The sequence below is a fragment of the Chitinophaga filiformis genome (assembly GCF_021646545.1).
Taxonomy (GTDB): Bacteria; Bacteroidota; Bacteroidia; order Chitinophagales; family Chitinophagaceae; genus Chitinophaga; species Chitinophaga filiformis_A.
In genome coordinates, this window is record NZ_JAKIRP010000001.1 from 564,962 (window position 1) to 590,044 (window position 25,083).

The 25,083-nt window shown below is 47.7% G+C and carries 10 protein-coding genes and 1 pseudogene; 3 read left to right on the plus strand and 8 right to left on the minus strand.

The window, feature by feature from the left end:
* Positions 1 to 58: 58 nt before the first annotated feature.
* Positions 59 to 1,459 carry an ammonium transporter gene (locus L3C95_RS02315; RefSeq protein ID WP_236384780.1) on the minus strand — a complete coding sequence of 467 codons (1,401 nt, stop codon included), beginning with the start codon at positions 1,457 to 1,459 and terminating at the stop codon, positions 59 to 61.
* Between the two features lie 437 nt (positions 1,460 to 1,896).
* On the minus strand, positions 1,897 to 3,951 hold the full coding sequence (gene uvrB, locus L3C95_RS02320) for an excinuclease ABC subunit UvrB (RefSeq protein WP_236384781.1): 2,055 nt from the start codon (positions 3,949 to 3,951) through the stop codon (positions 1,897 to 1,899).
* A 113-nt stretch (positions 3,952 to 4,064) separates the two neighbouring features.
* Here uvrB and L3C95_RS02325 point away from each other — a divergent pair, with 113 nt between their 5' ends.
* Positions 4,065 to 4,862 (plus strand): S1/P1 nuclease, encoded by a 798-nt coding sequence (locus tag L3C95_RS02325; RefSeq protein ID WP_236384783.1) that lies wholly within the window; start codon positions 4,065 to 4,067, stop codon positions 4,860 to 4,862.
* 73 nt (positions 4,863 to 4,935) lie between these two features.
* On the opposite strand, the gene L3C95_RS02330 is transcribed toward L3C95_RS02325, so the two are convergent.
* Both L3C95_RS02330 and L3C95_RS02335 read right to left on the minus strand, forming a co-directional pair.
* Positions 4,936 to 5,862, minus strand: a complete 927-nt coding sequence (locus L3C95_RS02330; protein ID WP_236384787.1) for a PfkB family carbohydrate kinase — start codon at positions 5,860 to 5,862, stop codon at positions 4,936 to 4,938.
* Positions 5,863 to 5,914: 52 nt separating this feature from the next.
* The gene (locus tag L3C95_RS02335; RefSeq protein ID WP_236384789.1) at positions 5,915 to 7,327 is read right to left on the minus strand and encodes an MATE family efflux transporter; all 1,413 of its coding nucleotides are present in this window, start codon (positions 7,325 to 7,327) and stop codon (positions 5,915 to 5,917) included.
* A 400-nt stretch (positions 7,328 to 7,727) separates the two neighbouring features.
* Here L3C95_RS02335 and L3C95_RS02340 point away from each other — a divergent pair, with 400 nt between their 5' ends.
* A complete protein-coding gene (locus tag L3C95_RS02340; RefSeq protein WP_236384791.1) occupies positions 7,728 to 8,225 on the plus strand; it encodes a hypothetical protein in 498 nt (165 codons plus the stop codon).
* A 169-nt stretch (positions 8,226 to 8,394) separates the two neighbouring features.
* Here the strand turns inward: L3C95_RS02340 and L3C95_RS02345 are convergent, their stop codons facing one another.
* The 4 genes and pseudogenes from L3C95_RS02345 to L3C95_RS02355 all read right to left on the minus strand — a co-directional run.
* Positions 8,395 to 10,413, minus strand: coding sequence for an OmpA family protein (locus tag L3C95_RS02345; protein ID WP_236384793.1), 2,019 nt, complete (start codon positions 10,411 to 10,413; stop codon positions 8,395 to 8,397).
* Between the two features lie 17 nt (positions 10,414 to 10,430).
* Positions 10,431 to 11,441 carry a PorP/SprF family type IX secretion system membrane protein gene (locus tag L3C95_RS02350; protein ID WP_236384796.1) on the minus strand — a complete coding sequence of 337 codons (1,011 nt, stop codon included), beginning with the start codon at positions 11,439 to 11,441 and terminating at the stop codon, positions 10,431 to 10,433.
* 76 nt (positions 11,442 to 11,517) lie between these two features.
* Positions 11,518 to 14,607 (minus strand): gliding motility-associated C-terminal domain-containing protein, encoded by a 3,090-nt coding sequence (locus L3C95_RS35185; protein WP_410682695.1) that lies wholly within the window; start codon positions 14,605 to 14,607, stop codon positions 11,518 to 11,520.
* A gap of 93 nt (positions 14,608 to 14,700) precedes the next feature.
* Positions 14,701 to 21,828, minus strand: a pseudogene (locus L3C95_RS02355) (hypothetical protein); the annotation flags it as partial.
* 658 nt (positions 21,829 to 22,486) lie between these two features.
* On the opposite strand from L3C95_RS02355, the gene L3C95_RS02360 reads away from it, so the two are divergent.
* Entirely contained in the window at positions 22,487 to 25,066 is a 2,580-nt protein-coding gene (locus L3C95_RS02360) for a hypothetical protein (RefSeq protein ID WP_236384800.1), read from the plus strand.
* The last annotated feature ends 17 nt before the right edge of the window (positions 25,067 to 25,083 follow it).

A 25,083-nucleotide genomic window follows, 5' to 3' on the forward strand; every position in this document is an offset into this window, starting at 1 on the left:
CGATTATTAGCTATTCTAACATTTGGGTGTCAAACTATGTCAATGTCTTATTATGCGCTTAGTGAATCAGCTGCTCTTCTTTCAGTGTACCGTTGTCGGCTACACTCATCATTGCAGGATGATACTGTTCGTTGTGCTGTGTAGCATCCAGACCCAGTGCCTCTTCTTCATCGCTTACACGAAGCGGGTGGATCATGTTAATCAGCTTGAAGATTCCGTAAGAAACCACGAAGCTATATATTACTACGATCACTAATCCGATCACCTGATTTTTGAAGAGCTCAAAGCCACCGTAGAACAGGCCATCGCTGATAGCACCATTTACGTTCTTGCTGGCGAAGATACCGGTGAGCAGCATACCAACCATACCGCCTACACCGTGACAAGGGAATACATCCAGTGTATCGTCAATAGCGGTTTTGGATTTATAGTGAGCTACCAGGTTGGAAACGATAGCCGAAGCAAAACCTATCATGATGCTCTGTGGGATACCTACGTAACCTGCAGCAGGAGTGATAGCTACCAGACCAACTACAGCACCGATACAGAAGCCCAGTGCGGAAGGCTTACGGCCACGGATCACATCAAAGAAGATCCAGGATAAACCAGCAGCGGCAGCAGCAGTATTAGTAGTAGCGAAAGCGGAAGCAGCCAGACCATTAGCACCCAGTGCGGAACCGGCGTTGAAACCGAACCATCCAAACCAGAGCAGGCCAGTACCTAACAGTACGAAAGGAATATTGGCAGGTTGCAGTTCTTTCTTTTCTATATGGTCTTTACGGCGTTTCAGTACCAGTACACCTGCAAGTGCAGCACAGCCAGCAGAGATGTGTACTACTGTACCACCAGCAAAGTCAAGCACGCCCAATTTGAACAGGAAACCGTCAGGATGCCAGGTCCAGTGTGCGATAGGCGCATAAACCAGCAGGCTGAATAACACCATAAATAGTACATAAGATGTAAAACGGATCCTTTCTGCTACAGCACCCACTACCAGAGCAGGAGTGATCACGGCAAATTTCATCTGGAACAGTGCGAATACCAGTAAAGGAATGGTCGTAGCCAGAGACCAGGGCTCACCGGAAGGTACGCCTCTGAAAAACAGGAAGGTTGAAGGATCTCCAATCAGACCAAAACCATTCACACCCATCGATTTACCGAAGGCAAGGCTGAATCCTACGGCTACCCACACGATACTAACCACACCGGCAGCGATAAAACTTTGTACCAGTGTTGAAATCACGTTTTTACGGTTAACCATACCTCCGTAGAAAAATGACAACCCGGGGGTCATCAGAAACACGAGGCAGGATGCCACCAGTATCCAGGCAACGTCACCTGTATTGTATTGACCCTTGGGATCAGCAAAAGGGAGCTCCCCTGGTACAAACAATGCAAATATCGCGACAACTGCCAGCAAAAGGAAGGGCAAATAGTCTTGAAATGATGTTTTCTTCATAGCTGTACATTTTAAATTTCTTCAATAAAAATAGGGAGGATATCTAATTCATCAAATAGAAAAGGCAAAAAATAGAAATGATTGAAGAAAAATATAGGATAGGGGGCTAAATATTAACTATATTATAAATAATAATAATATCAGTATTACTTTTTGATGTTAAGGGTGGTGTAAAAAGGCCACAAAACGAAACATAAAACATTAATTATGAAATATTTATGAATTTTCAAGGTGGGCATTTAACAATTTTCTAACATTGGAAGGGCACTTGCTACTGCAATTAGGAGATACGCATCATAATAAACTAAAAATCAGTCTAATAAATATTAGACTGATTTTGTTGAATGAAATAGTGTCGTTGAAAATTATCAATACATTAAAAATAAATTAATATAATTTTTATGATCCAGGACATAAAAATGGATCTTACTGCGGTATTATTGCTTCATACTTTCTAATTCGCGTTGCATTGCGAACATCTGGTCACGTAACCTGGCAGCTTCCATAAAGTCGAGGTCTTTTGCCGCCTTCTCCATGTCCTTCCTGATCTTCGTAATTGCTTTCTCCATCTGAGGAATTGTTTTGGCTACGGTAGCCTCCTGTTTTGCATACCCTACTGCTTCTTCCGCAACAAGTGTTACTTCATCGTGTACTGCGTATGGGGAGTTTTCATCGAATTGTTTGATTTCCAATACAGCCGTCTGTCCGAGGATCTGTTCCTTACTTTTCAACACCGTTCTTGGTGTGATGTTATGCTCGATATTATAGGCAATCTGTTTCTGCCTGCGGCGGTCAGTTTCATCGATAGTACGCTGCATACTGTCTGTTATCTTATCTGCGTAAAAGATAACAAGCCCTTCTACGTTACGTGCAGCACGACCCGCTGTCTGTGTCAGCGAGCGCTCGTCCCTCAGAAAGCCTTCCTTATCGGCATCCAAAATCGCCACGAGTGTCACCTCCGGCAGGTCAAGGCCCTCACGCAACAGGTTTACCCCCACGAGCACGTTGATATTACCCAGACGCAGGTCTCTTAATATTTCTATACGCTCCAGGGTATCCACCTCAGAGTGAATGTAGCGGGACTTAATATTAATACGATGCAGGTACTTGTCCATTTCCTCCGCCATCCGTTTGGTAAGGGTGGTTACCAGTACACGGCCGCCTTTGGCAACACGTTTGTCTATTTCTTCCAACAGGTCGTCCACCTGGTTCACGCTTGGCCTTACTTCGATAGGCGGCTCCAGCAGTCCTGTAGGACGCACCACCTGTTCTACTACCACACCTTCCGTCTGTCTTAGCTCATATTCACCCGGAGTAGCGCTGACAAAGATGGCCTGGTTCACCAGGTTCTCAAATTCGTAGAAGTTCAGCGGCCGGTTGTCCATCGCCGAGGGCAAACGGAAACCGTAGTCAACCAGGGTCAGCTTACGGGACCTGTCTCCACCGTACATACCTCCGATCTGGGGAATCGTTACGTGGCTCTCATCTATCACCAACAGGTAATCTTTTGGGAAATAGTCCAGCAGACAGAAAGGACGGGTACCAGGTGCACGACGGTCCAGAAAGCGGGAGTAGTTTTCAATACCACTGCAATAGCCCAGTTCCCTGATCATCTCCAGGTCATAATTCACTCTCTCAGAAAGACGTTGTGCCTCCAGGTGTTTTCCGATAGACCGGAAATATTCCACCTGGGCCAGCAGTTCATCCTGAATTTCAAAAATGATCTGGGCCATCATGTCCTTTGGCGCCAGGTAGAGGTTGGCGGGGAAGATAGCCGCATTCTCCATGGTACCGATACGTTTGCCGTTCTGTACATCAAAACTTTCGATCTCCTCGATCTCGTCGCCAAAGAAAGTAATACGGTAACCGAAGTCTACATAAGGCAGGTTAATATCCACCGTATCGCCCTGAACGCGGAAATTACCCCTGTTGAAGTCGCCGGTAGTACGGGTATATAAGGAATTGACCAGTCCATGCAATACTGTATTGCGGGCAATGGTCTGTCCCCTGTGCAGACGGATGATACCATTTTCATAATCCGTCGGGTTACCCATACCATAGATACAGGACACGCTCGCTACAACTATTATATCTCTTCGTCCGGACAAGAGGCTGGTCGTTGCCCGCAATCTGAGCTTATCCAGCTCCTCGTTGATGGACAGATCCTTTTCAATATAAGTATCGCTCACCGGCATATAAGCCTCTGGCTGGTAGTAGTCGTAGTAAGACACAAAGTATTCCACGGCATTATCCGGGAAGAACTGACGGAACTCTCCGTACAGCTGCGCCACGAGTGTTTTATTGTGGGTCAGCACCAGGGTGGGGCGCTGTACCTGCTGGATAACATTAGCGACAGTGAAGGTTTTTCCTGATCCTGTTACCCCCAGTAATGTCTGGGCAGGCGCCCCATCCTGTAATCCTTCTACTAATTGTCGGATGGCTTCCGGTTGATCGCCTGCAGGGGCATATGGTGCATTTATCTTAAAGGGCATATTCTAAATTATAGCGTTATCAAATGTACAAATTAATAGACAGTGCTTTTTCATTTGAAAAATCTGGCCCACCTTTACGCACTTAATAAGACTTATTAACCACCTCATGCATTATGCTTAAAAAACTCTACCATGTTCTAATGGGTATGCTATTGCTGTTGCCCATGTCAGGCTTTGCCTGGGGCGTTACCGGCCACCGTGTGGTAGCCGAGATCGCCAGCCGTCATTTAAGTCCGCAGGCGCGGAAAGCCATCTATGCCATCCTTGGCCCTCAAAGCATGGCGATGGTAGCCAACTGGCCTGATTTTATCAAGTCAGACACCACGCACCGGTATGATCATACTTCTCCCTGGCACTACCTGGATTTCCCTGCTAACTGTACACGCCAACAATTTGACGAGGTAATAAAGGCACATGCTACAGGAAACAACCTGTATGCACAAACTAATGCGCTGATCCAAAAACTAAAAGATCCGGCCACTTCGAAAGAAGACAAAGTATTTGCACTGAGTTTCCTTATCCACATGATCGGAGACATGCATCAGCCATTGCATGCAGGCCGCGATGAGGACCAGGGGGGTAATAAGATCCAGGTAATGTGGTTTGACAAGCCTACCAACCTGCACAGGGTATGGGATGAACACCTCATTGAATTCCAGCAGCTCAGTTATACAGAATATACACAGGCACTGGATACCGCTACCGTTGCCACTGTAAGAAAAATACAGAGTGGTACTGTAGCCGACTGGATGTTTGAATCTAATCAACTGTCAGGCAAAGTATATTCATTGACGCATGCCAATGATAAACTGAGCTACCGTTATAATTTCTGGTTTGTCAGCGACCTGAATAACCAGCTGTTGAAAGGAGGGTTGAGACTTGCGGCTATTCTGAATCAGATTTACAAATAGTAATGGGTTATAGTATAAAAAAGAAAAAGCATCAGCCTCCGGGACTGATGCTTTTCTTTTATAGCGTTTCCGACTAGATCAGGTCAATGTCAAAATTTACCAGTTGTACGAACTGCTCGAGGCGGTTACTGATATCCTCTGAAGTGATCTCACGCAGGCGGCCTACCCCAAAGCGCTCCACACAGAATGACGCCATAGCGGAACCTACGATGATGGCCGTCTTCATGTTCTCAAAGGAGATGTCCTTTGTTTTTGCCAGGTGGCCAATAAAACCACCAGCGAAGGTATCACCAGCGCCGGTTGGGTCAAATACCTCTTCCAGTGGCAGTGCTGGCGCAAAGAATACATGGTTCTCATGGAACAACAGTGCACCGTGCTCACCCTTCTTAATGATCAGGTATTTAGGGCCCATGGTTGTCAGTATCGTGCGGGCAGCTTTTACCAGCGATACTTCTCCGGTCAGCTGACGGGCTTCTGCATCATTTACCAGCAGTACATCTACTTCTTTCAGCACTATTTTAAGATCGTCCATAGCCACTTCCATCCAGAAGTTCATGGTATCCATTACGATCAGTTTGGGCCTTGTTTTCATCTGTTTGATAACAGACAGCTGCACCTGTGGTGTCAGGTTGCCCAGTATCAGGAATTCGCTTCCCTGGTAAGTGTCGGGTATTACGGGCTGGAATTCACCCAGTACGTTCAGCTCAGTAGCCAGCGTATCGCGGGTATTCATGTCCATATGATATTTACCGGCCCAGTAGAAGGATTTTTCATCTTTCTTCACCTGTACCCCATCGAAAGCGACACCTTTGGCACCCAGCGCGTCCAGTTCTTCCTGAGGAAAGTCACCGCCAATTACGGATACCTGGTTGATGGGCTTTACAAAATTAGAAGCGGCCCATGCAATGAATGTGGCTGAACCACCAATGATCCGGCCTGATTTACCAAAGGGCGTTTCTATATCATCGAACGCCATAGAACCTACAACAGTTAGCGACATGCGTATTCTTTTTATTGAGTTTTAGTTAGTTTGCAAAGCAGCGCAAATGTAACTAAACTTTCACCCGCTTCCACCATCCTTTTCTGAATATCACAATAGCCGCTACCGCGATACAGGATTCTGCTATGGCTATTGCCCAGAAAACACCAGCTGGCCCCATGTTATAGTTTACTGCCAGTATCCAGGCCATGGGTATCTGTAACAGCCAGAAGCCTACCAGGTTAATCAGAGTGGGAGTACGCGTATCTCCCGCGCCGTTAAAAGACTGGGACAGCACCATACCATAGGCATAAAAGATATACCCTATACTTACCAGCTGCAGGCACTCTGCTGCCTGTAATACAATGGCCGTGTCGCTTGTGAAGATCATTACCACCGGCCGGGCCGCCAGGAAGAAAAAGATGGATATTGATCCCAGGAACAACATGTTGAAGAACGCGGCCCTCCATACCGATGTTTCCGCCCGGTCGGGCTGGCCGGCACCCAGGTTCTGTCCCACCAGGGAAGCAGCCGCATTGGCCATACCAAAAGCAGGCAGCAGCGTGAAAATGACAATACGTATTGCAATGGTGTAGCCAGCTACCGCATCTTCGCCGAAACGGGCAATCAGGCGTACCAGGAATATCCAGCTGACCGTATTAATGAGGAGCTGTGCGGTTCCTCCTGCAGCTATCTTCAGCAGCTTCCAGATCACGCCTATATCGGGGCGTATATGACGGGCGGTAATACGGATCAGCCCCTTACCTCCGAACAGATAATATAACTGATAACATACGCCTATGCCACGGCCTATTGTAGTTGCCAGTGCAGCGCCTTTCAGACCCAATGCGGGAATTGGCCCCAGACCATTGATCAGCAAAGGACAGAGCAGGATATTCAGGATATTCGCTATCCACAATGATCTCATAGCAATAGCAGCATCTCCCGCGCCCCGAAAAATACCGTTGATAAGGAACAGCAACATCACAATAAGATTACTTCCCAGCATGATACGCGTATATATATGACCGTTATCGATCACTTCTGCAGAGGCGCCCATCAGTGCAAGCAGATCAGGAGCCAATATGATGCCCGTTACAGCAATAGCCATCGCCAGCACCAGGGCTACATACAGTGACTGGACAGCAGTATGTGCGGCTGCATCACTGTCCTTCTCGCCTGTGCGTCGCGCCACCACTGCCGTAGCAGCCATACTCAGTCCGAATGCGGCAGTATAGACCAGCGTCATCATAGACTCGGTTAGTCCAACAGTAGTAATGGCATGTTTACCCAGTTTACTGACGAAGAAAATATCCACGACTGCAAAAAGTGACTCCATCACCATTTCCAGGATCATAGGTACTGATAATAAAAAAATAGCACGGTTAATATTACCACTTGTAAACTCTTTTTCCGTGCCTGATACTGCCATAACAAACAACCGGAATACCTTTCCCAGGCGGGAATTGGCCTGTGTATCTCGCATATAGATAAAATTAAAATAATCAAAAATGAAATTGCCGGTACAGATCTGTACCTGTTAACATCTAAAAGGGGCTGTGGGCATATCCGGAAGTACCGGATATTAAATTACATTTTCATGGCGCTTCATTTGTAGGCAACAAAGGTAAAATGTTTTTTAATTCGGCTGCTTTTTTTTACTGGGTGTCACAACATATATTCCTTTCCTATAGTTTTTTACGGGCCTCAAACGCAGTACAGATAAGCAATTCATTGCTTGCCGGAAACACATTAAATAATTTTTCTACAATCACTGTAACTTTTCGAGACCATCTCCGTTTAACAATTGCATCAGCGCTGAGAAACCAATTTATTGTACTAAATACGGAAACCTATTTCTATTAATTCATAATTAAACGGAAACCATGCTTACGATTAAAAAACATGCTCTGAAAGTGGGAGCATTAGCCCTTGCTATGGGTATTACTTTTGCAGCTTGCAGCGATGATGATGAACCTGTAAAACCGAACACACGTTCTAAAGAATACAAGCTGACCAAGAGCGCGACAGATGCTACTCAGGTAGGTACTGTTAAGCTGACTGAAAATGCTGATAGCAGCGTAAACCTGTCTATCACGCTGAAGGCTTCTACCAAAGACACTAAACATCCGTTCTACCTGATCGGTGGTTCTGTTGCTACTCCAACCATCGATACCCTGTTGAAAGACACTATTCCGGGTAATGGTGCTGAAGCAACAAAAGTGATCTGGAACAAAGTTAAGACCGTTGTTGTAAATGGACAGACACGTAAGTTTAACTATGATAGCGCACTGAAAATAAGCGCATTCTCTAAAGTTTACTTCAAAGCTGGCAAAGACAGCGTTATAGCTATCGGTAACATCCTGAAAAGCAGCGCACAGTAATTTCTGATGGCAATTATCTGATAGAGAATATCAGGAGACTGCAGGGTAAAAAAGAGTAATAATGGCCGGAAATTTCCGGCCATTATTGTGATGGTCTTCGCTAGTCATTAGGATATGGCTCCAACCCGTAGGTCAGAGAACCTACTTTATAAAGAAATTGCCGTTCCTGTTAGTCTGCCAACTGGGTTACACGCAACACTTTAAATTCTGTTCTTCTGTTCAGCTGTCTGCCGTCCGGATTATCCTTTCCATTCGACATTTCGTTAGGTGCGATAGGCCTTGTCTCACCGTATCCTTTAGCGATCATACGATCGCTAGAGATACCTTTGCTTATCAGGTAATCTACGCAGGACTGCGCCCTTTTCTGAGACAGTTTAATGTTATACGCATCCTTACCCTTACTATCCGTATGTGCACTCATTTCAATGATGATGTTCGGGTTATCCTGCATGATAGCGACCACTGTGTCAAGTACTATCAGTGACTGCGAACGTAAGGTTGCCTTATCGAAGTCATAATAAATATCCTTCAGGATAATGGGCTTTCCTATTTCATAACGCTTGAGACACGTATTTGGATTATACAAAGAGTCAATTTTTGTTAAATCGTCTGTATTTGCATAAATGGCCTTTGAGAAATAGTTCTCTTTTTCCGCCATGATCTTATAATGTTTCAACGGCTCTACTTCAAACCTGTAACGTCCGGTCTCATCCAATGTAACCTGCTGCAATACACGCTGTAATATAGTATCCAGCAATGTGATCTTGGCGCCTGTAAGTGGCATATTATTATCACAATCCAGTACTAATCCATTGATGGTTTTGGATATCTTTTTTATAGCGAACACTTCCAGACAGCAAACAGATTCCCTATCCGAACTGATGTACCCGGCAGCCAACGGATGCTCATTATCAACCGCCGAATAGTAAACATCATCCTTGGGGGAGTTCAGCGGAATGCCCATGTTTTTTGGAACGCTCCAGCTGCTGAAGTCGCCCTCGGCCACAAAGAAATCCAGTCCACCCAGTCCGATCCTTCCGTCAGTACTGAACAACAGGGCCTTTTTTTCAGTATCATAAAAAGGCGCTTGTTCCTCATCACGGGTATTGATATTGGTGCCCATGTTCTTAGCGGGGCCGGCAACACCCTTGTCAAGCGGACAATACCACAGATCATTTTTCCCCATTCCACCCGGCCTGTTGGATGCAAACAGCAGGAATTTCCCGTCTGCAGTCACGAACGGCTGCATTGCGCTATATCCCTGCACGTTCACATTTGGCCCCATGAGTTTGGGCTCATCCCATTTGCCGGCATTCCGGGCACTTGTGTAAATAGCAGCCGCCTTTACCCCGTTTTTGGTCGTCCAGCGGGTCAGATAAAGCGTATTTCCGTCAGGACTGACAGTGGCAGCCCCCTGATCTACACCCTTCTCTTCGGGAATACTAACCGGCTGACTATTACGAAAGTCAACGCCCTTTCCGCGGGCAATGAACAGATTGTTGATGTAAGGATTAGCTTTCTTTGATTTCTTCTCTTTCTCCAGCTCGCTACTGTCGGGACGGGAAGATGTATATAGCAGCAGGTCCTTTCCCAACATAGCAGGAGCGTAGTTTGCGCCCCCTTCATTTACATCTCCTGACAATTTGCCAATCGTATATAGCGGCAGGCGATTTTCCTCGCCGATCGCAAATTCACAACAAGCTATCTCGAGGTTAGTACGGGTACTGAATTCGTCTATCTTATTATACTCCTGTTTAAATTTTGTGAACTGCTCCAATGCGATACTATACTTTCCATTTGCACGCAGGCTCACACCATACCAGAAACGGGCAAGCGGAAAGAGCGTGTTATTGTTGAAGCCCACTACCTGCTCATAATATTTTTCTGCGTTACCATAGTCGTAGTAATTTCGGTAAGATTCTGCCAGGCGATATATCACCAGTTCGTAATCTTTGAGCTTACCGGACTCCTTACCGCTCCGCAGCTCAACAGTGTAAGGCAGGATCTTGCCGGGTTTTATTTTAAAAGTAGCAAGGGCTTTGTTGTAATACTGTGCGGCGGAGTAGTAATCCTTTGCCTCGAAGTAAATATCACCGGTTCTTTTATAGTCGTATACATACTGGGCCTTTGAGGAGCTAACAATCCATAATAATGCGATAGCCAGCCAATAGCGTACATGTTGTTTCATCCGTGTATGTTTTGTTTTTACAGGCGCGGGCAAAAGAAATTTTCTTCTGAGTAAACTCTCTTTTTCCGGCTTATGAAGGATAAGGATAGTTCAAAGCTATTACTACCGTTGACCAATCGTCTCAGACTGGAGGTGTTTACATCATAGCTAAGCCCGAGCACGAAGCTCTTGAAGTGAAAACCCGCAAATGGGATGGCAGAATCGTTGATACGGTAATTAGCACCCAGCAGGAAATCAAATTCTTCATTCAGGTATGCCTGTCCGTATACACCCACCACGGTTTCATGTGCATTTCCCTGACGCATATGTAACCCATGCGGTGTAATACTGAAGATGTCATTCAATTTAACACGTGTACCGGCATGTACCATATACCTTACCGGCAGCCGCTTATCCTCACCTGTTAAAAACGGATCTGTCGGCCGTGTAAGATGGCCTGCAGAAAAACCGCCGAAAGGGTTGAACTGATGATTGGGATTGCTGTCAAAGAACATTGCACCCGCGGCGGCGTCAAATACATTGGAAGACGTTGTACTGATATTTTCACCACTTGGTTTCGAAGGATCAAAGCCCATCACCGGGTCATACTGGCTACCCAGCTGCCACTTGGCCGGATCTATTTTACGGTTGATCATGCCCGCCTGGATACCAAATACCAGCTGACTGGTACCTGTTTCACCCAAGCGCACGCCCCGATAAGAAAAACTGGCCATAGCATTGAGATAGTTGTAACCGGCATCTCCCGCCGACATGTTGATGATGTTCGCACCAACGCCGATATTATTTGGTCCGGCGGCGTCAAAGGATACACCGGTAGTCGAAAACGGCTTACCAATGTTCACCCATTGGTTGCGATAGTTCGCGCTGACACGGTAGTCGCCATCAACGATACCTGTCAGTGCAGGGTTCAGCCACATAGGATAAGCGTAGTACTGTGAGAAGTGAGGGTCCACCTGTGCGTTTGCCCATGCAGGCAGCAAAGTGACCAATACCATCCAGACAATGATGCGTATGTTTCTATTCTTCATAAGAAGATTTTTAACTTTTTTGTAATGGCCGGGATGATATGCCATCCCGGCCCTGTTTATACATTTTCTAATCTCGTTAGCGAACGATAGTAACGGTTCCCTTCTTATTCACAATCGAACCATCCTGCAGCGTAGCGCGGAGTACATAGATGTAGACACCCACAGGTTGCTGACGGCCTCCCATGGTACCATCCCATCCGGTACGCTGATCTTTGGTTTCGAATATCTGCTGACCAAACTGGTTGTAGTATCTCACTACGATATTGGCAATGGTATTTCCATACACATAATGCACATCATTAAATCCATCTCCGTTTGGTGTGAACACGTTCGGAACAAAGATGTTGTTGCCCTGCGGGTTTTCTGTTGTACCTGTCACCGCAGAGGAGAGTGCACTGGTTTCACAATCTGCAATACCTACTGCTCTTACACGTATAGTGATAATCTGCGCAGGCGCCAGGCCGGAAACAATATGTGCAAGCCCTTCAGCGCCGGAACTTGGAACGACGTAAGTATGGCCGTTATCCACTGTTACCTGGTAGGCAGTTGCCCCCGGTACCGCGGTCCACTCAAAGACTACCTGTGTCGGTGTTGTCTGCATTACTGTTACGACCGGTGCCGCCAACGGCTCAAGGATATTTACCTGTACGGCTGTCCTGGAAGTGCTGCTGCAACCGCCTGCACTTATCGCTTCTACGTAGTAGGTGGCTGGCTGGTTGAGGGCCGGTGTAATGAATGTGGCTCCTTCTGCTATTGGCGCACCGCCTGTAGCTGCTGTATACCAGCGGAAGCTTGCATTTGCAGTTGCCGATGTAGCGGAAAGTGTGACCATACCACCTGCACAGATGTCTGTATTACCAGCCACAGCTGCATTTTCAGCCGAAGCGCCCAGTGTTACGCTCACAGGCGTGCGGACAATGCTCGTACAACCGGAAGTATTCAGTGCCTCTACATAATAAGTAACGTTAGCTGTAATAGCCGGAGTCATAATAGAACTACCTGTTGCTACCGGTGTACCACCTGTCGGGCTGTTATACCAGCGGTAAGTCAGGGCAGCATTAGGGTTCTGTATACTTAACGTGGCAAATTCGCCAGGACATACTGTCGTTGCAGCATTGGCTGCCACCGGAGATGAAGGTGTAGTATTGACTGTTACCTGTACGATGGTACGGCTCTGACTTACACAGCCACCGGTAGCAGCTTCTACGTAGTAAGTTGTATTTGCGCTCAGCTGTTCTGTGGTAAAGGCTGCACCTGTGAAGACAGGAGTACCACCCGTTGCAGCTGTATACCATTTGTAACTAATACCCGCCAGCGGATCTTTCACGTTGAGCACTGCGGAGCGGCCCGCACAGATGGTGGTACCATCTGCCAGCGGCGCGTCAATGGTATTCACCACTGTTGCAGTTACTCCTTTCCTGGCCTGGCTGCTGCAACCGGTACCGTTCAGCGCTTCTACATAGAAGGTGGTATTGTTGTTCAGTGCAGCCGTTGTATATTCAGGACCGGCAGCCAGCATGGTTCCTTTAGCCGGAGCATCATACCAGCGATAGGTCAGTGCTGCGTCCGGGTTAAGCACATTGAATGTGGCAGTACCGCCCACACAGGTGATCACATTTGCCGCTGCAACATCCGGTGTTGGTGCTGCCGCATCTACCAGGATACCTGCCACTGCACGGCTGACACTTACGCAGGTAGTTCCTGAAGCCGCCTGTACATAATAATTCACATCTGCATTTATTGCTGTTACCGTAAAGTTGCTGCCTGTGTAGACAAGCGTACCGCCTGTAGCTGCATCAAACCACTGGTAAGACACGCCTGCCTGTGGATGCAGTACGGACAATGTTACATCCTGGCCAGCACATACCCTCACACTGCCAGCAGTCAACACAGGCACATCCGGAGACACACCTACTGTTACCGTAACGGCGACTCTTGCACTGGTACCGGCACATTGACTGTTAGTGCTTACTGCTTCAACATAGTACACCATGCTGTTATTCAGTGCTGGAGTGACGAACTCTGGACCGCTAAAGACCTGCGTGCCACCGGTAGCAACTGTATACCAGTTATACTTCACACCATTTGTATTGGAGGTTACGCGCAGGGTAGCGGTACCACCAGTACAGGTGCTTACATTATTGGATTCAAGTACAGGAACCGGAGGAGCGGTCGAAACACTCACTGCTACCCGTGTTCTTGCGGGGCTGCTGCAACTACCATTACCAGCTTCCACGTAGTAATTGGCAGCGGCATTGATAGCAGGCGTTGTGAAGCTGCTGCCCGAGTCTAGCGCTGTGCCACCTGTTGCGGTAGTGTACCAGCGATAGGTGAACGCAGCATTTGGCTGTTGCACGGATAGGGTTGCAGTCGATCCCGGACATACAGTAACAGCAGGTGCAACTACCACTGGCGTTGCCGGAGCCGGCAATACCTTGATAGTAACAGGCACCCGGGCGCCTGCATGGGCGCAACCACTATTGTTCACCGCCTGTACATAGAAGGTTACATCACCGGTAACGCCGATCACCACAAATACAGGTCCGGTAGATGCCAGTGTACCACCTGTTGCAGCAGTATAGAACTGGTAGCTTATACCATTCTGCGGATTTTGTATAGACAGTACGGCGTTCTGACCAGCACATATCTCCACATTATTACTTACCAGTGCCGGAACAGCTGGTCTTGCAGCTACAGTGGCTGTAGCAGCTACTCTTGCACTCGCCTGGCTGCATGCAGCGCTATTGCTGCTTGCCTCTACATAGTAAACTGTGGTAGCAGAAAGCACCGGCGTAGTGAATGTGGTACCTGTATCTACCAGTGTACCTCCGGTCAAAGCTGTATACCATTTGTAGGTAATGCCTGTTGCTGCTGACGTGATCTTAAAGGTGGCCGCGCTACCCGCGCAAATGTTTACGTTCTGCGCTTCCAGCACAGGGGTGGAGGCACCGCCACCAACTGTTACAGTTGCCCTTATCCTGGAAGACAGCGTGCAGGCACCATTGCCTGTCTCTACATAGAATGCGGTATCTGCATTCAGTGCATTCGTTACATAGGTAGTACCTGTGAACAACAGTGTACCACCTGTCCGTGCGCTATACCAGCGGGTCTGTATATTCGAGCCTGTTACATTAGCCGTCAGGGTAGCCTGCTGACCTGCACAGATCGCAGCGCCAGTTACAGTTGGCGTTACCAGTCCTGGTATCACATTAACTGTTACGGACACCCTGTTCGGATTAGCGCAATCATTGCTGGTACGCACACTTTGTACATAATATGTTTTTGTTGCCGTCAGCGTCGGTGTAATGAAGGAAGCCCCTTCAAATACCTTTTGCCCGCCAACAGGAGCATCATACCATTCCAGTGTAGCCACCGGACTGGCTGTCGCCGTAAGCGTAGCCGTATTGCCACTACAGATAGTAACATTACGCGCAGCTACTACCGGCGCTGAAACCTGTCTTGTTGCATAATAGATATGGACTTTCACTAAAGCCGCTACTACGCCACCTCTCAGGCGCACCTGCACACGGTCATAGGCAGCGCCCGGAGCAAAGGCCACGGTGAATTTTTCGCTACCGCTCAACAACCTGATGCTCACGTTACTGCTATTGAGCAACAAGGCATCATTATTTGCCGTTGCTCCGTTGAAGCTGGATACCTCCAGTGAACTTAGTAAACTTGCATCTACCACCTGTGCCGGCAATTCCATCATAATGCGCACACTGTCGCCTGCAGCTGCAACGCCGGGGAAGATGAGGCTTTGCTGTACGCTGCCTCCACCAGCGGCCAGTGGTACTGAGAGTATTGAGTAGTTATTAATATCGGCGTCTGTTGTATGCTGTCCATCTACTACTGAACAAAGCGCACAGATAGCCGTGGTACTGCTTGATTGTGCATTTGCAAAATCACAGGCTGTATTCGGCACCACGGTTACTGTTAACTGTACTGCAGTACGTGGGCTCGGACAAGCACCTGCAACCGCTTCAACATAATAAGTGATGCCACTGGTCAGCGCAGGCGTTGCAAAGGTGGCTCCGGTAAATACAGGGCTACCGCCGGTAGCAACTGTATACCAGTTATATACTACACCCGGTGTCGTGGAATTTGCGGTCAATTTTGCTGACTGGCCAGATACCACTTCACCGTTTGCAGGTATTGTTGTTACAGTCGGCGCAGCAGGCACCGGATTGACCGTAACAGCCACCGATGTTCTTGATGCACTTGTGCAAGCACCTGCCGCCGCTTCAACATAATAAGTGGCAGACGCTGTCAGTATCGGCGTCTGGAAGGAAGCCCCTTCGAATACCGGCGAACCACCAGCGGCCGTTGTATACCAGCGGAATACGGCGCCCGGAGTCGTAGAAGTAGCCGCCAGTTGTGCACTGCTGTTTGCACAGATAGTCACATTGCCGGAAGCCACTGTTGGTGCTGCTGGCCTGCCAACGATGTTAACTGTCACCATTTTACGAGCCGTATTAATACAACCAGTAGCATTGGATGCTTCAATATAATAGGCTGTGGTAGCCGTCAGAGCAGGTGTTTTGTAAGAAGTACCTGTAAACAGTAAGGTGCCACCTGCAGGAGCAGTATACCAACGATAGATAACGCCAGCTACCGGTTTCACATTAAAAGTTACAGTACTACCGCTACAGATAGACAACGCAGTAGTATCCAGTACAGGTGCACCTGGTACGGCTTCTACGATGGCCGTTACAGGTACACGTTGGAGATTAGGACAGTCCAGACTTGATTTAACTGCCTCTACATAATAAGTAGTATTCGTTGTCAGTGCAGGCGTCTGATAACTTGTACCTGTAGCAATGGAAGTACCACCTATTGCTGTTGTATACCAACGGAAGGAAACATTGGCCGGACCGCTTGCAGCGAGTGTAGCGCGGTTGCCCGTACACACCGTATCGCCTTTTACTACCGGCAATCCTACCACACGACTTGCGAAATGTACATTCACCGCGCTCAGGGCAGAAGCTGCACCGGACCGGAGACGTATTACAATTCTATCAAACAGCGCTTTGGGCTTAAAGCCTGCGAGTGCCTGCTTATTACCGCCCAGTAAGGTCAGTCTTATCAGCGGGTTATTCAGCGCAATGAAGTCATTATTGGAAACGGCGCCATTGTAAGATCCCACCTCAATGGCCGACAACAGGCCGATGTCTGCCAGCGTATTGTCGAAGGAGAGGGCTATAACCGTGCTGTCACCGGGCTCGCTGACCTGCGGGAAGATCAGTGACTGTTGTACATATCCGTTCAACAGTCCAAGCACCACATGGAGGGTGGATTTGGACAGTATACTGTTGTCAACAGCCAGCGCCGGATTTTCGACATAGCAACCGACACAGATGCCGTTAGCCGTGTTTTCCTGGCCGGAAGCTGCGTCACAGGAGATGTCGTTATCACCTGGCACAACAGTCGCTGTCACCGATACTCTCGGTCCGCTCTTACAACCACCTGCATTTACCGCCTCTACTGAGAAGGTACTGGTAGCAGTTAAGGGACCGGTATTGAACACAGCTCCGGTGAAAATAGAATCCCCGGACATGTTGTACCATTTATAGATGACATTGGCGCCCGTTGCATGCGCTGTAAAGATGGCCCCCTGGCCGCTACTTACAACTGTCGCAGATGGGGTTACAGTGAGATTAGCCGGAGCAGCGTTCACTGTTACAGGAACTCTTGTCCTGGTTGCACTCTTACAACCATTATTATCTGCCTCTACATAGAAAGCAGTATCTGCAGTCAGGGCATTAGTAGTATAGTTTGCGGTGGACGCCAGCAGCGTACCACCTGTAGCTGCGGAATACCAGCGGAACGTAGCTCCTGTCGGTGCTGTTGCCAGCAGGGCAGCCGGATTACCGGCGCAGATACTTCTTCCGGCAGCAGTCGGTGCAGCAGGTGTCGTACCAACATTTACCCTTACCGGTATTCTCACAGGATTGGCACAACCAAAACGGCCGGCCTCCACATAATAGGTAGCGGATGCTGTCAGGGCCGGGCTTACATATGTGCCGTCTCCTGGCAGCGGTGTACCTCCAACAGCCGTAGTATACCAGGCCAGGTCTGCACCGTTAGGAGATGTTGCTATTAATGTAGCCGTCCCGCCACTGCACACATTCACAGTTGGCGTAGCTACCTGGGGTCTGGGCGTTACCACCGCTGCAAAGTACACCTTCACACGTGTCAATGCCGCTATTACACCGTTGATGCTTACCAATACGCCATTGAAGGCTTTGGCAACCGGCACTGTTACCCGGAACTTGTTGCCCGTGTTCAGCAGCCTTACATGTACTATTGAATTATTCAGGAATATGGCGTCGCCATTAGGCGTATCTCCATTGTAAGTTTCCAGTCGCACACCGCCCAGCAATGCTGCATCTATTACCTGGCCGGGCACTTCCAGGTCCAGCGTAACACTGTCGCCCGCAGGATAAGTGTTACCAAACCGTAACGACTGACCCACATACCCTACCGCACTCAGGGTAGCAGTAATCGTAGACGCTGAATTTGCATTCTGGTCTACTGCCAGTGCCGGATCAGATACAGAACATAACAGGCAGATACCCGCAATAACAGGGCTCACCTGTTGCGTAGCATAACTACATGGCGTTGGCTCTGCAGGCATATCAATATTCACCTGTACCGCAGTACGTGTCGGACTGGTACAGTTAGTTAGCGGATCTTTTACCTCTACGTAGTAAACTGCGGCAGCAGACAATGCCGGAGTTGTGAAGCTGGTACTATTAGCTTGTAGCATCGTACCACCAACCGGCGCATTGTACCAGTTGTATTGAAATGCAGGATTAGGATTATTGACAGTGAAAGTGGCTGTCTGACCAGCATTGATCGTGCTCACAGACGGCGTTACCAATGGCTGTGGCAAACCGACGATTACATATACTGCCTTTCTTGTCGGATTCGCACAACCCGTAGAGGAAAGTGCTTCTACATAGTAAACAGCATTTGTCAGATCACTTACCTGAAAGGTAGCACCTGAAGCAAGTACGGTACCTCCAACAGGCTGATTATACCAGCGGAAAGATGTGCCAGGGCCAGTTGCTCTCAGTGTAGCTGTGCTACCCTGACAGATGTACACGGTATCTTTTTCCACAGCCGGCTTGCCCGCAAATATCTGTGCTGAATAGACTTTCAATGCTGTAAGGGCTGTGGCAAGGCCGCTCAGTTTGACATTAACCCTGTCGAAAGCAGCGCCAGGTGCAAAAGAATATATCAGATCCCTGTTACCATTCAACAACCGGAGATTCAGTAGTCCCTGGCCAAGCGTTATCTGATCATTATTGGCAGTACCATTGTTGGAAGAAGAGATCTGGATACCGTTTAACACGCCGAGATCTGCCAGCGTGGTAACGAAGCCGAGTTTAATACGTACGCTATCTCCTTTTACACCGGCAGCAGGGAAGATGAGAGATTGCTGTATGCTGGCCCCGACACCAAGAACGGTATGCATAACGGATGCTGTCTGTGTGCTGTTGTCAACGGCTGAATCCTGTTTCTCCACAAAACAGCCGATGCATATACCACTTGCCGCCGTTTCCTGACGGGTAGCACCACCGCAATCAATATCGCCTGGGGTACCCGGTCCACTATCACCATTGAGTGTAACAGCCACCGGCGTACGCAGGCTTCTGCAGCCGGCATTACCTTGCAATATCGCTTCTGCATAATAGGTCGCGTTTCCCGTTACCGGAGGTGTGGTGAACTGGGTACCAACAAAGACAGGGGTACCGCCTGTTGGCACATTATACCAATTATAGATGTAACCCGGATTCGGGGTAACAACATTAAATGTAGGCGTAGCTCCTTCCACTACAGCTGCGGAAGACGGCGTCACCACCACTCCCGGCAAACCTGTTTTCACACGTACAGGCGTACGTTTTTCACTACCACAACTGTCGGCGCCCACGGCTTCCACGAAATATGTAGTATCCTTTGTAATGACTGGCGTAGTGAATGATGCACCATAACCAACCGGAGTGCCACCGGTATAAGAACTATACCAGCGCAACGTATAACCGGCAGGGCCAACGGCGCTCAGCACCGCAGGACTTCCACTGCAGGTGAATATGTTGCCGGCAGCTACCTCCGCAACAGGAGTAACTATCTGTGCGTAGTATACATTCAGTGTAGTAATCGCCCCTACCAAAGCGCTCAAACGGATCTCTACCCTGTCGAAAGTTTTATTCGCAACGAAAGTATAGGTGCTCTGCTGTACGCCATTCAACAAACGTACTGTCAGCAGGCCGCTCTGAAGACCGCCCATGTCAGCGTCTGTTGGTCTTATACCGTTTCCGAGACCGACACTAATACCTCCGAGCACCGCCAGATCGAGCAGCCCTGTGGTAGTTCCAAGCCCCAAACGAATAGTATCTCCGGCTTTACCTGCAACGGGGAATACCAGATCCTGGTAAACATATCCCAGTGCTCCTATTCCCATACGCACATTAGATGCTGTCGCCGGATCATTATCCACTGCCAGGCCCGGATTATCTACGGTACATCCCAGGCAGATTGCTCCTCCGGTACCGTTGTTCTGTGTCTGGGAACCGCTGCAACTTAATTGTCCGTTAGCACTCGCACTGTTTACATTCACATCTACAGCTGTTCTCTTAATGCTGATCAGACCATCAGTGGGAGAAATAGCTTCCACGTAATAGGTTTTATGCTGGAACAGCGGAGGCGTTACAAAACTATTACCGGTGTATATCGGCGAGCCTCCCTCAGCAGTTTCATACCAATTGAAGATAACGCCGGGTATGCCGGGCAATGCAGCATTGAGTGTGGCGGTTTGTCCTGCGTTAATCGTAGCGGGACTTGGCGTAACCGCTACCGGTGTCATTGCGATTACCTCATAGATATGTAATGAATTATTGGCGCCAAGGATACTGCTAAGATCTATCTGTACAGCATCGAAAGTATGTGATACTGGTATAGCTACCCGGAACCTTTTGATACCATTCAAGCCCTGCAGAACATCAATATCCAACAAGGAGCTATTTAATAGCTGCTTGTCATTGTTACTGACATTATTCAAAGAAGTGGTAACTCCGATACTTCCCAGCAAAGCCGCATTGGCCAGGAAATCAGCTTCTGAACCCAGGATCAGAATGATACTGTCACCACTATGGTATGTACCCGGGAAAGTGATCTTTTGTCCTAAGGCAGCGGCAATGCCCAAAGGCAGCGACAAATGGGAGGCGGTAGTAGTATCTCCGTCTGAAGCAAATGCCGGATTCAGTATGCTACACAAGGCACAGGCCACACCGCTCATAATAGGGGCCTGCTGACCGGTACCATATGCCCATAGCGGACCGTTACCACCGCCGATAGTCACGGGTACTGCAGTCCTTACCAGGCTTGTTGTACCGGCAGGATCTTCTGCCTCTACATAATAGGTAGTATTACGGACAAGAGGAGGGCTGGTAAAGGCCCCGGAACCGGTAAAAACAGGTACTCCACCCTGCGGTGAAGTATACCAGTTGAACACCGGATTGGAGATGCGGATGGAAGGCGTTAAAGTAACCGGCGTATTATAGGCAGTTCCGGCCGGCTGTGGTAATACGGTAACCGGGATCATTGCAGCTACTTCATACAGTTTCAATGAACCGGATACACCTACCAGGCCGCCGAAATCTACCTGTACACCATCAAATGTTTTAGTGGCGGGAATACTTACACGGAACTTCCGGGCATTATTCGAGCCTATGCCTAACAGCTGTAGTTTTACTATTGACGCGTCGAGCGTTACGCCATCATTGTTGGACACTGCCGGACCGGCAATGCTGTTATTGTAGGTTGTCACTCTCACTCGTGGTAAAACAACCGCTGCAAGATCTTCAGCAGGAGCATCCAGGAATAGTACTATACTGTCTCCCGCCTGATATACGCCGGGTAGTTTTACTAATTGCCCGATAGTACCGGCAACCCCTAATGGCACTGTAAATATCGAGGCAGTAGTCGTATCACCGTCTACGGCCAGGCCGGGAGACGTTACCGAGCATGCCAGGCAGGCAACACCACTGGTAACAGGGCTTTGCTGCTCCTGGCCGTAACTCCAGATATCACCCGGGCCACGGTAGTCATTAGTGCGCCAGGCTTTGCTCAGCAGGGGAGAATGAGGATGATGGAAGAGATAGTTATCCAACCAGGTTGTCGCATCGTGTCTCAACACGGTATTGGTTCCGGGCACCTCCTTTGCGGAAGTTTTACCCAACGGTAACCCAAGCAACCAGACGAGAAAACAAAGAATAAGCATAAAAGCTCTCATGGGGCTTTTCAGGGTAGCTTTAAAATACATAATATTAGTATTCAATTGGTTCGGGCTGTAAAGCGTGCATTCTTCAGTGCGAAAAAGCATATTGTACCACGATTCATTCTTACTCTTAGGGGGCAGGGGCTATGAAGCTCAGGGATAAGGATAGGGAGTCACCAGGTTGAAATGGCTGAATACACCCAAGGGGTCCTTATGTTGAGGAAATATTGAAAGTTGAAAAACAACGGGGGCGAAAATATGCTGATCAGCTGGTTTAAAACAAAGTCTTTTTATTCAATATGGACGAGCCTGTTCATTTCGTTCATTACACGTAAATCTGGTGTTCATTTCGTTCACACCGTATGAAGTCTGAGAAATTTATTATAACAAGCTTATCGGGGGGAGGAGGGAGGTATAGTGGTTTTGTACTGACGTCTTTTTTAGGATAAAATTATCCGGTACTCATTATTTTTTAGTTTGGACTGCTCATTATTTATTGTCTCTAAATCAGTTAGCCAGGCTAATCAAATAAGACAGTTTTGTTATTTGACAGTTTCTTCAAAGAAGCATCCCTTTGGACAAAAAGCATGACAATCATACTGTTGCATTAATAATCAACATCTATTACATATCATTCATTTTAATTTATTTCGTTCATTTCAGCCATTTTCTAAACGGTCAAATCTGAATTGAAAATGGATACGTAAGTTTATTGCAGAATAACCAAAATCCATTTACTCAAAATCCATTTCCTTGTCCCCGTATGATAGATCTCTCCTATGACTTTATCATAACATTACAGAATGAGGTATCCCGAAAGTTTGGCGCAGATACCATCACACCCAGTGATTGCAAGCGTCTTTCTGATCTCATAAGGGAAGAAACCACAAAAGCGGTCAGTGAAACGACCCTTAAAAGGGTATTTGGCTTTGCTACTACCAAGCATAGTTTTTCTCGTTACACGCTCAACACGCTGGCCCAATACTGTAACTACAAGGACTGGGATGATTTTCAGGCCCAGCATTATGTTCAGACAGACAATAATGAACTGAATGACAGCAAATGGCTGGAGTTAAAAAACAAGGCCGTTACCATCTCACATTATACCATACTTACTTTAAAGAACAGGTCAGGCATACCCTTTGCCCTGACAGTTCCCCGCCCTTCCTGCTTTGCCCATATTGAACGTTTCCTGGAAAGCGACTATGCGGCAACTGCTCTCATAGCGCCTTCCGGCTGGGGTAAATCGGTTACCCTTGTACATATGGCTGAACATTTCTGGTTCAGTAAAGACGCCAAGTTTAAAAAGGATATCTGCTGGTTCATTCATGCGCATGCGGCAGGCAGCCTGCTGCTACGTGGCTTCTCATTGGCCACCTGGCTGGATAATCAGCTCAACCTGGGTGCAGGAGAAAACTTCAGAGAATATTTTGCCTCCCATTTTGACAAAATAAGAGGAAGGCTAATCTTAATTATAGACGGGTTTGATGAGATCACTATCGCAGGGGATAAGTTAAAACTGTTGTATACCAAACTGGAAGAGTTCGTATACTCTAACGATCTGTTCCCCTGGGTTAAAGTAATCCTCTCAATACGCAGCAGCACCTGGTCAGATATCTTCCAGCACTCCCTCCAGTACCCTGCATTCAGACGATACTGGTACCTGGGACCGGAAATGGATGAAGAGACCAGTATTAACCTCCCCTCCCTTACAGAACAGGAAGTAAAATCGGTATTGTATAATCACCGTATTGATCCTGCTACTGTACGTACCTTCAGCGAGGGCTTCCTCCAGAAACTACGCTATCCTTATTACCTGCAGCTATTCTGCCAACTGAATACAGGCCCCGGGCAGAATTTTGTCAGTGAACATCTCAGTCTCTTTGAGATGATCTCAAAGTTTGTGCAGACCAAAGTTTTCAACTCACCGACCAACACCTTTAAGGTCAGGATCATCGAGAAAATGTTATGGCTGCTCGATCTTGGCAAAGCGGGGCAACATACAGATAAAAACCTGCTACTGAATAAAAATGCAGACCTTTTCCCGGCATATAAGGAGCTACTGGCGGATAATATATTGGTAGAAGAGAATCTCAGCCAGGAAGTAATGTTCATCGTTAAAGTGCGCTTTGCACATCAGTTCCTGCTGGAATATTTTTCGGCCATGCATTATATCAAACAGGCCAACGATAAGATTGACGACCATATGCTGCAAAAGATCGCGAGGCAGCTGCCGCCTTCCTCCTACAGGGTTGGCATATTCAAATGGCTGCTGCGATATGCCATCAACAACGATCAGCCGGAAGGAATCCATAAGATCTTCTACCTGCCGCTGAGCACCATGGAAAAATCCTACCTGCTGGAATATCTTGCCATACATTACCAACCTGAAGGCGAAAAACAGGGCCTGCTGAGTACAGTATTCCCTCAGGGGTATTTCCGTAAAAATCCCCTGAGCCGTTTCATTAACGATAACTTCCTGCATTTCGGTAAAAAGCGGGTGCTTAATGCCCTCCTCGATCTGTCGGAAATGCCTGACGATAAACTGAAGATCCGCAGCATCCTTTTTTCGATGTCATTACTACAACTGGATGCGGAACAGTGCGAAGTGGAGCTGAGCAATATTAAAAAACTTATTTCCAGGGAAACGATCGATGACGAAGTATGGGTGTCTCCCTACGATCTATACCTCTTCATATACGAATATCTGAAATTCGGGATCATCAATGAGAGCATAAAAGACAAGATCTATAACTATCCCCGCTACTTAACAGGCAGTACCCGGCATGCCCCCACCGTTGCTCAGGAGATGGTATTCAGAATGACCGGCATGGCTTTCTCCCTGCTGAACGATAATACGCACATGCTCAATTATACGAAGCGGATATTTGAATGCTTCCCCGCACTCGTATATCAACGAACCAATTCGCTGCGGCTGGCGCTGTTATGCTGGCAGGCACTGGCTTATCTCGGACTCGGCAACCTGGCACTGGCAAATAAAATATGCCAGCATACAGACAAGGTGATAAAGACCTATTCCTTTGATTTCACCAGCGGAAAACACATGGAAGTGTTACAAAAGATGATCCTGGCAGAAATCTATTTTAAAGAAAAAGAATTAAACAGGGCTATCCGCATAGCAGAAGCTGCTGTTGAAATTTCCCAGAAGATGGATTTTAAATTATTGCTGCTGGCAGGCTTTAAGCTGCTTAGCAAAATGTATTCGCAGGTCCGCTTCGACAAACAATATAATCAGGCCCAGCAACAAATGTCGCTTATCAATAAAAGTACCTCCTTTAAACATTTCGAGAAGGTACTGATTGCCGCCACTCAAACCAATTAACTACAAATCAGTATCTT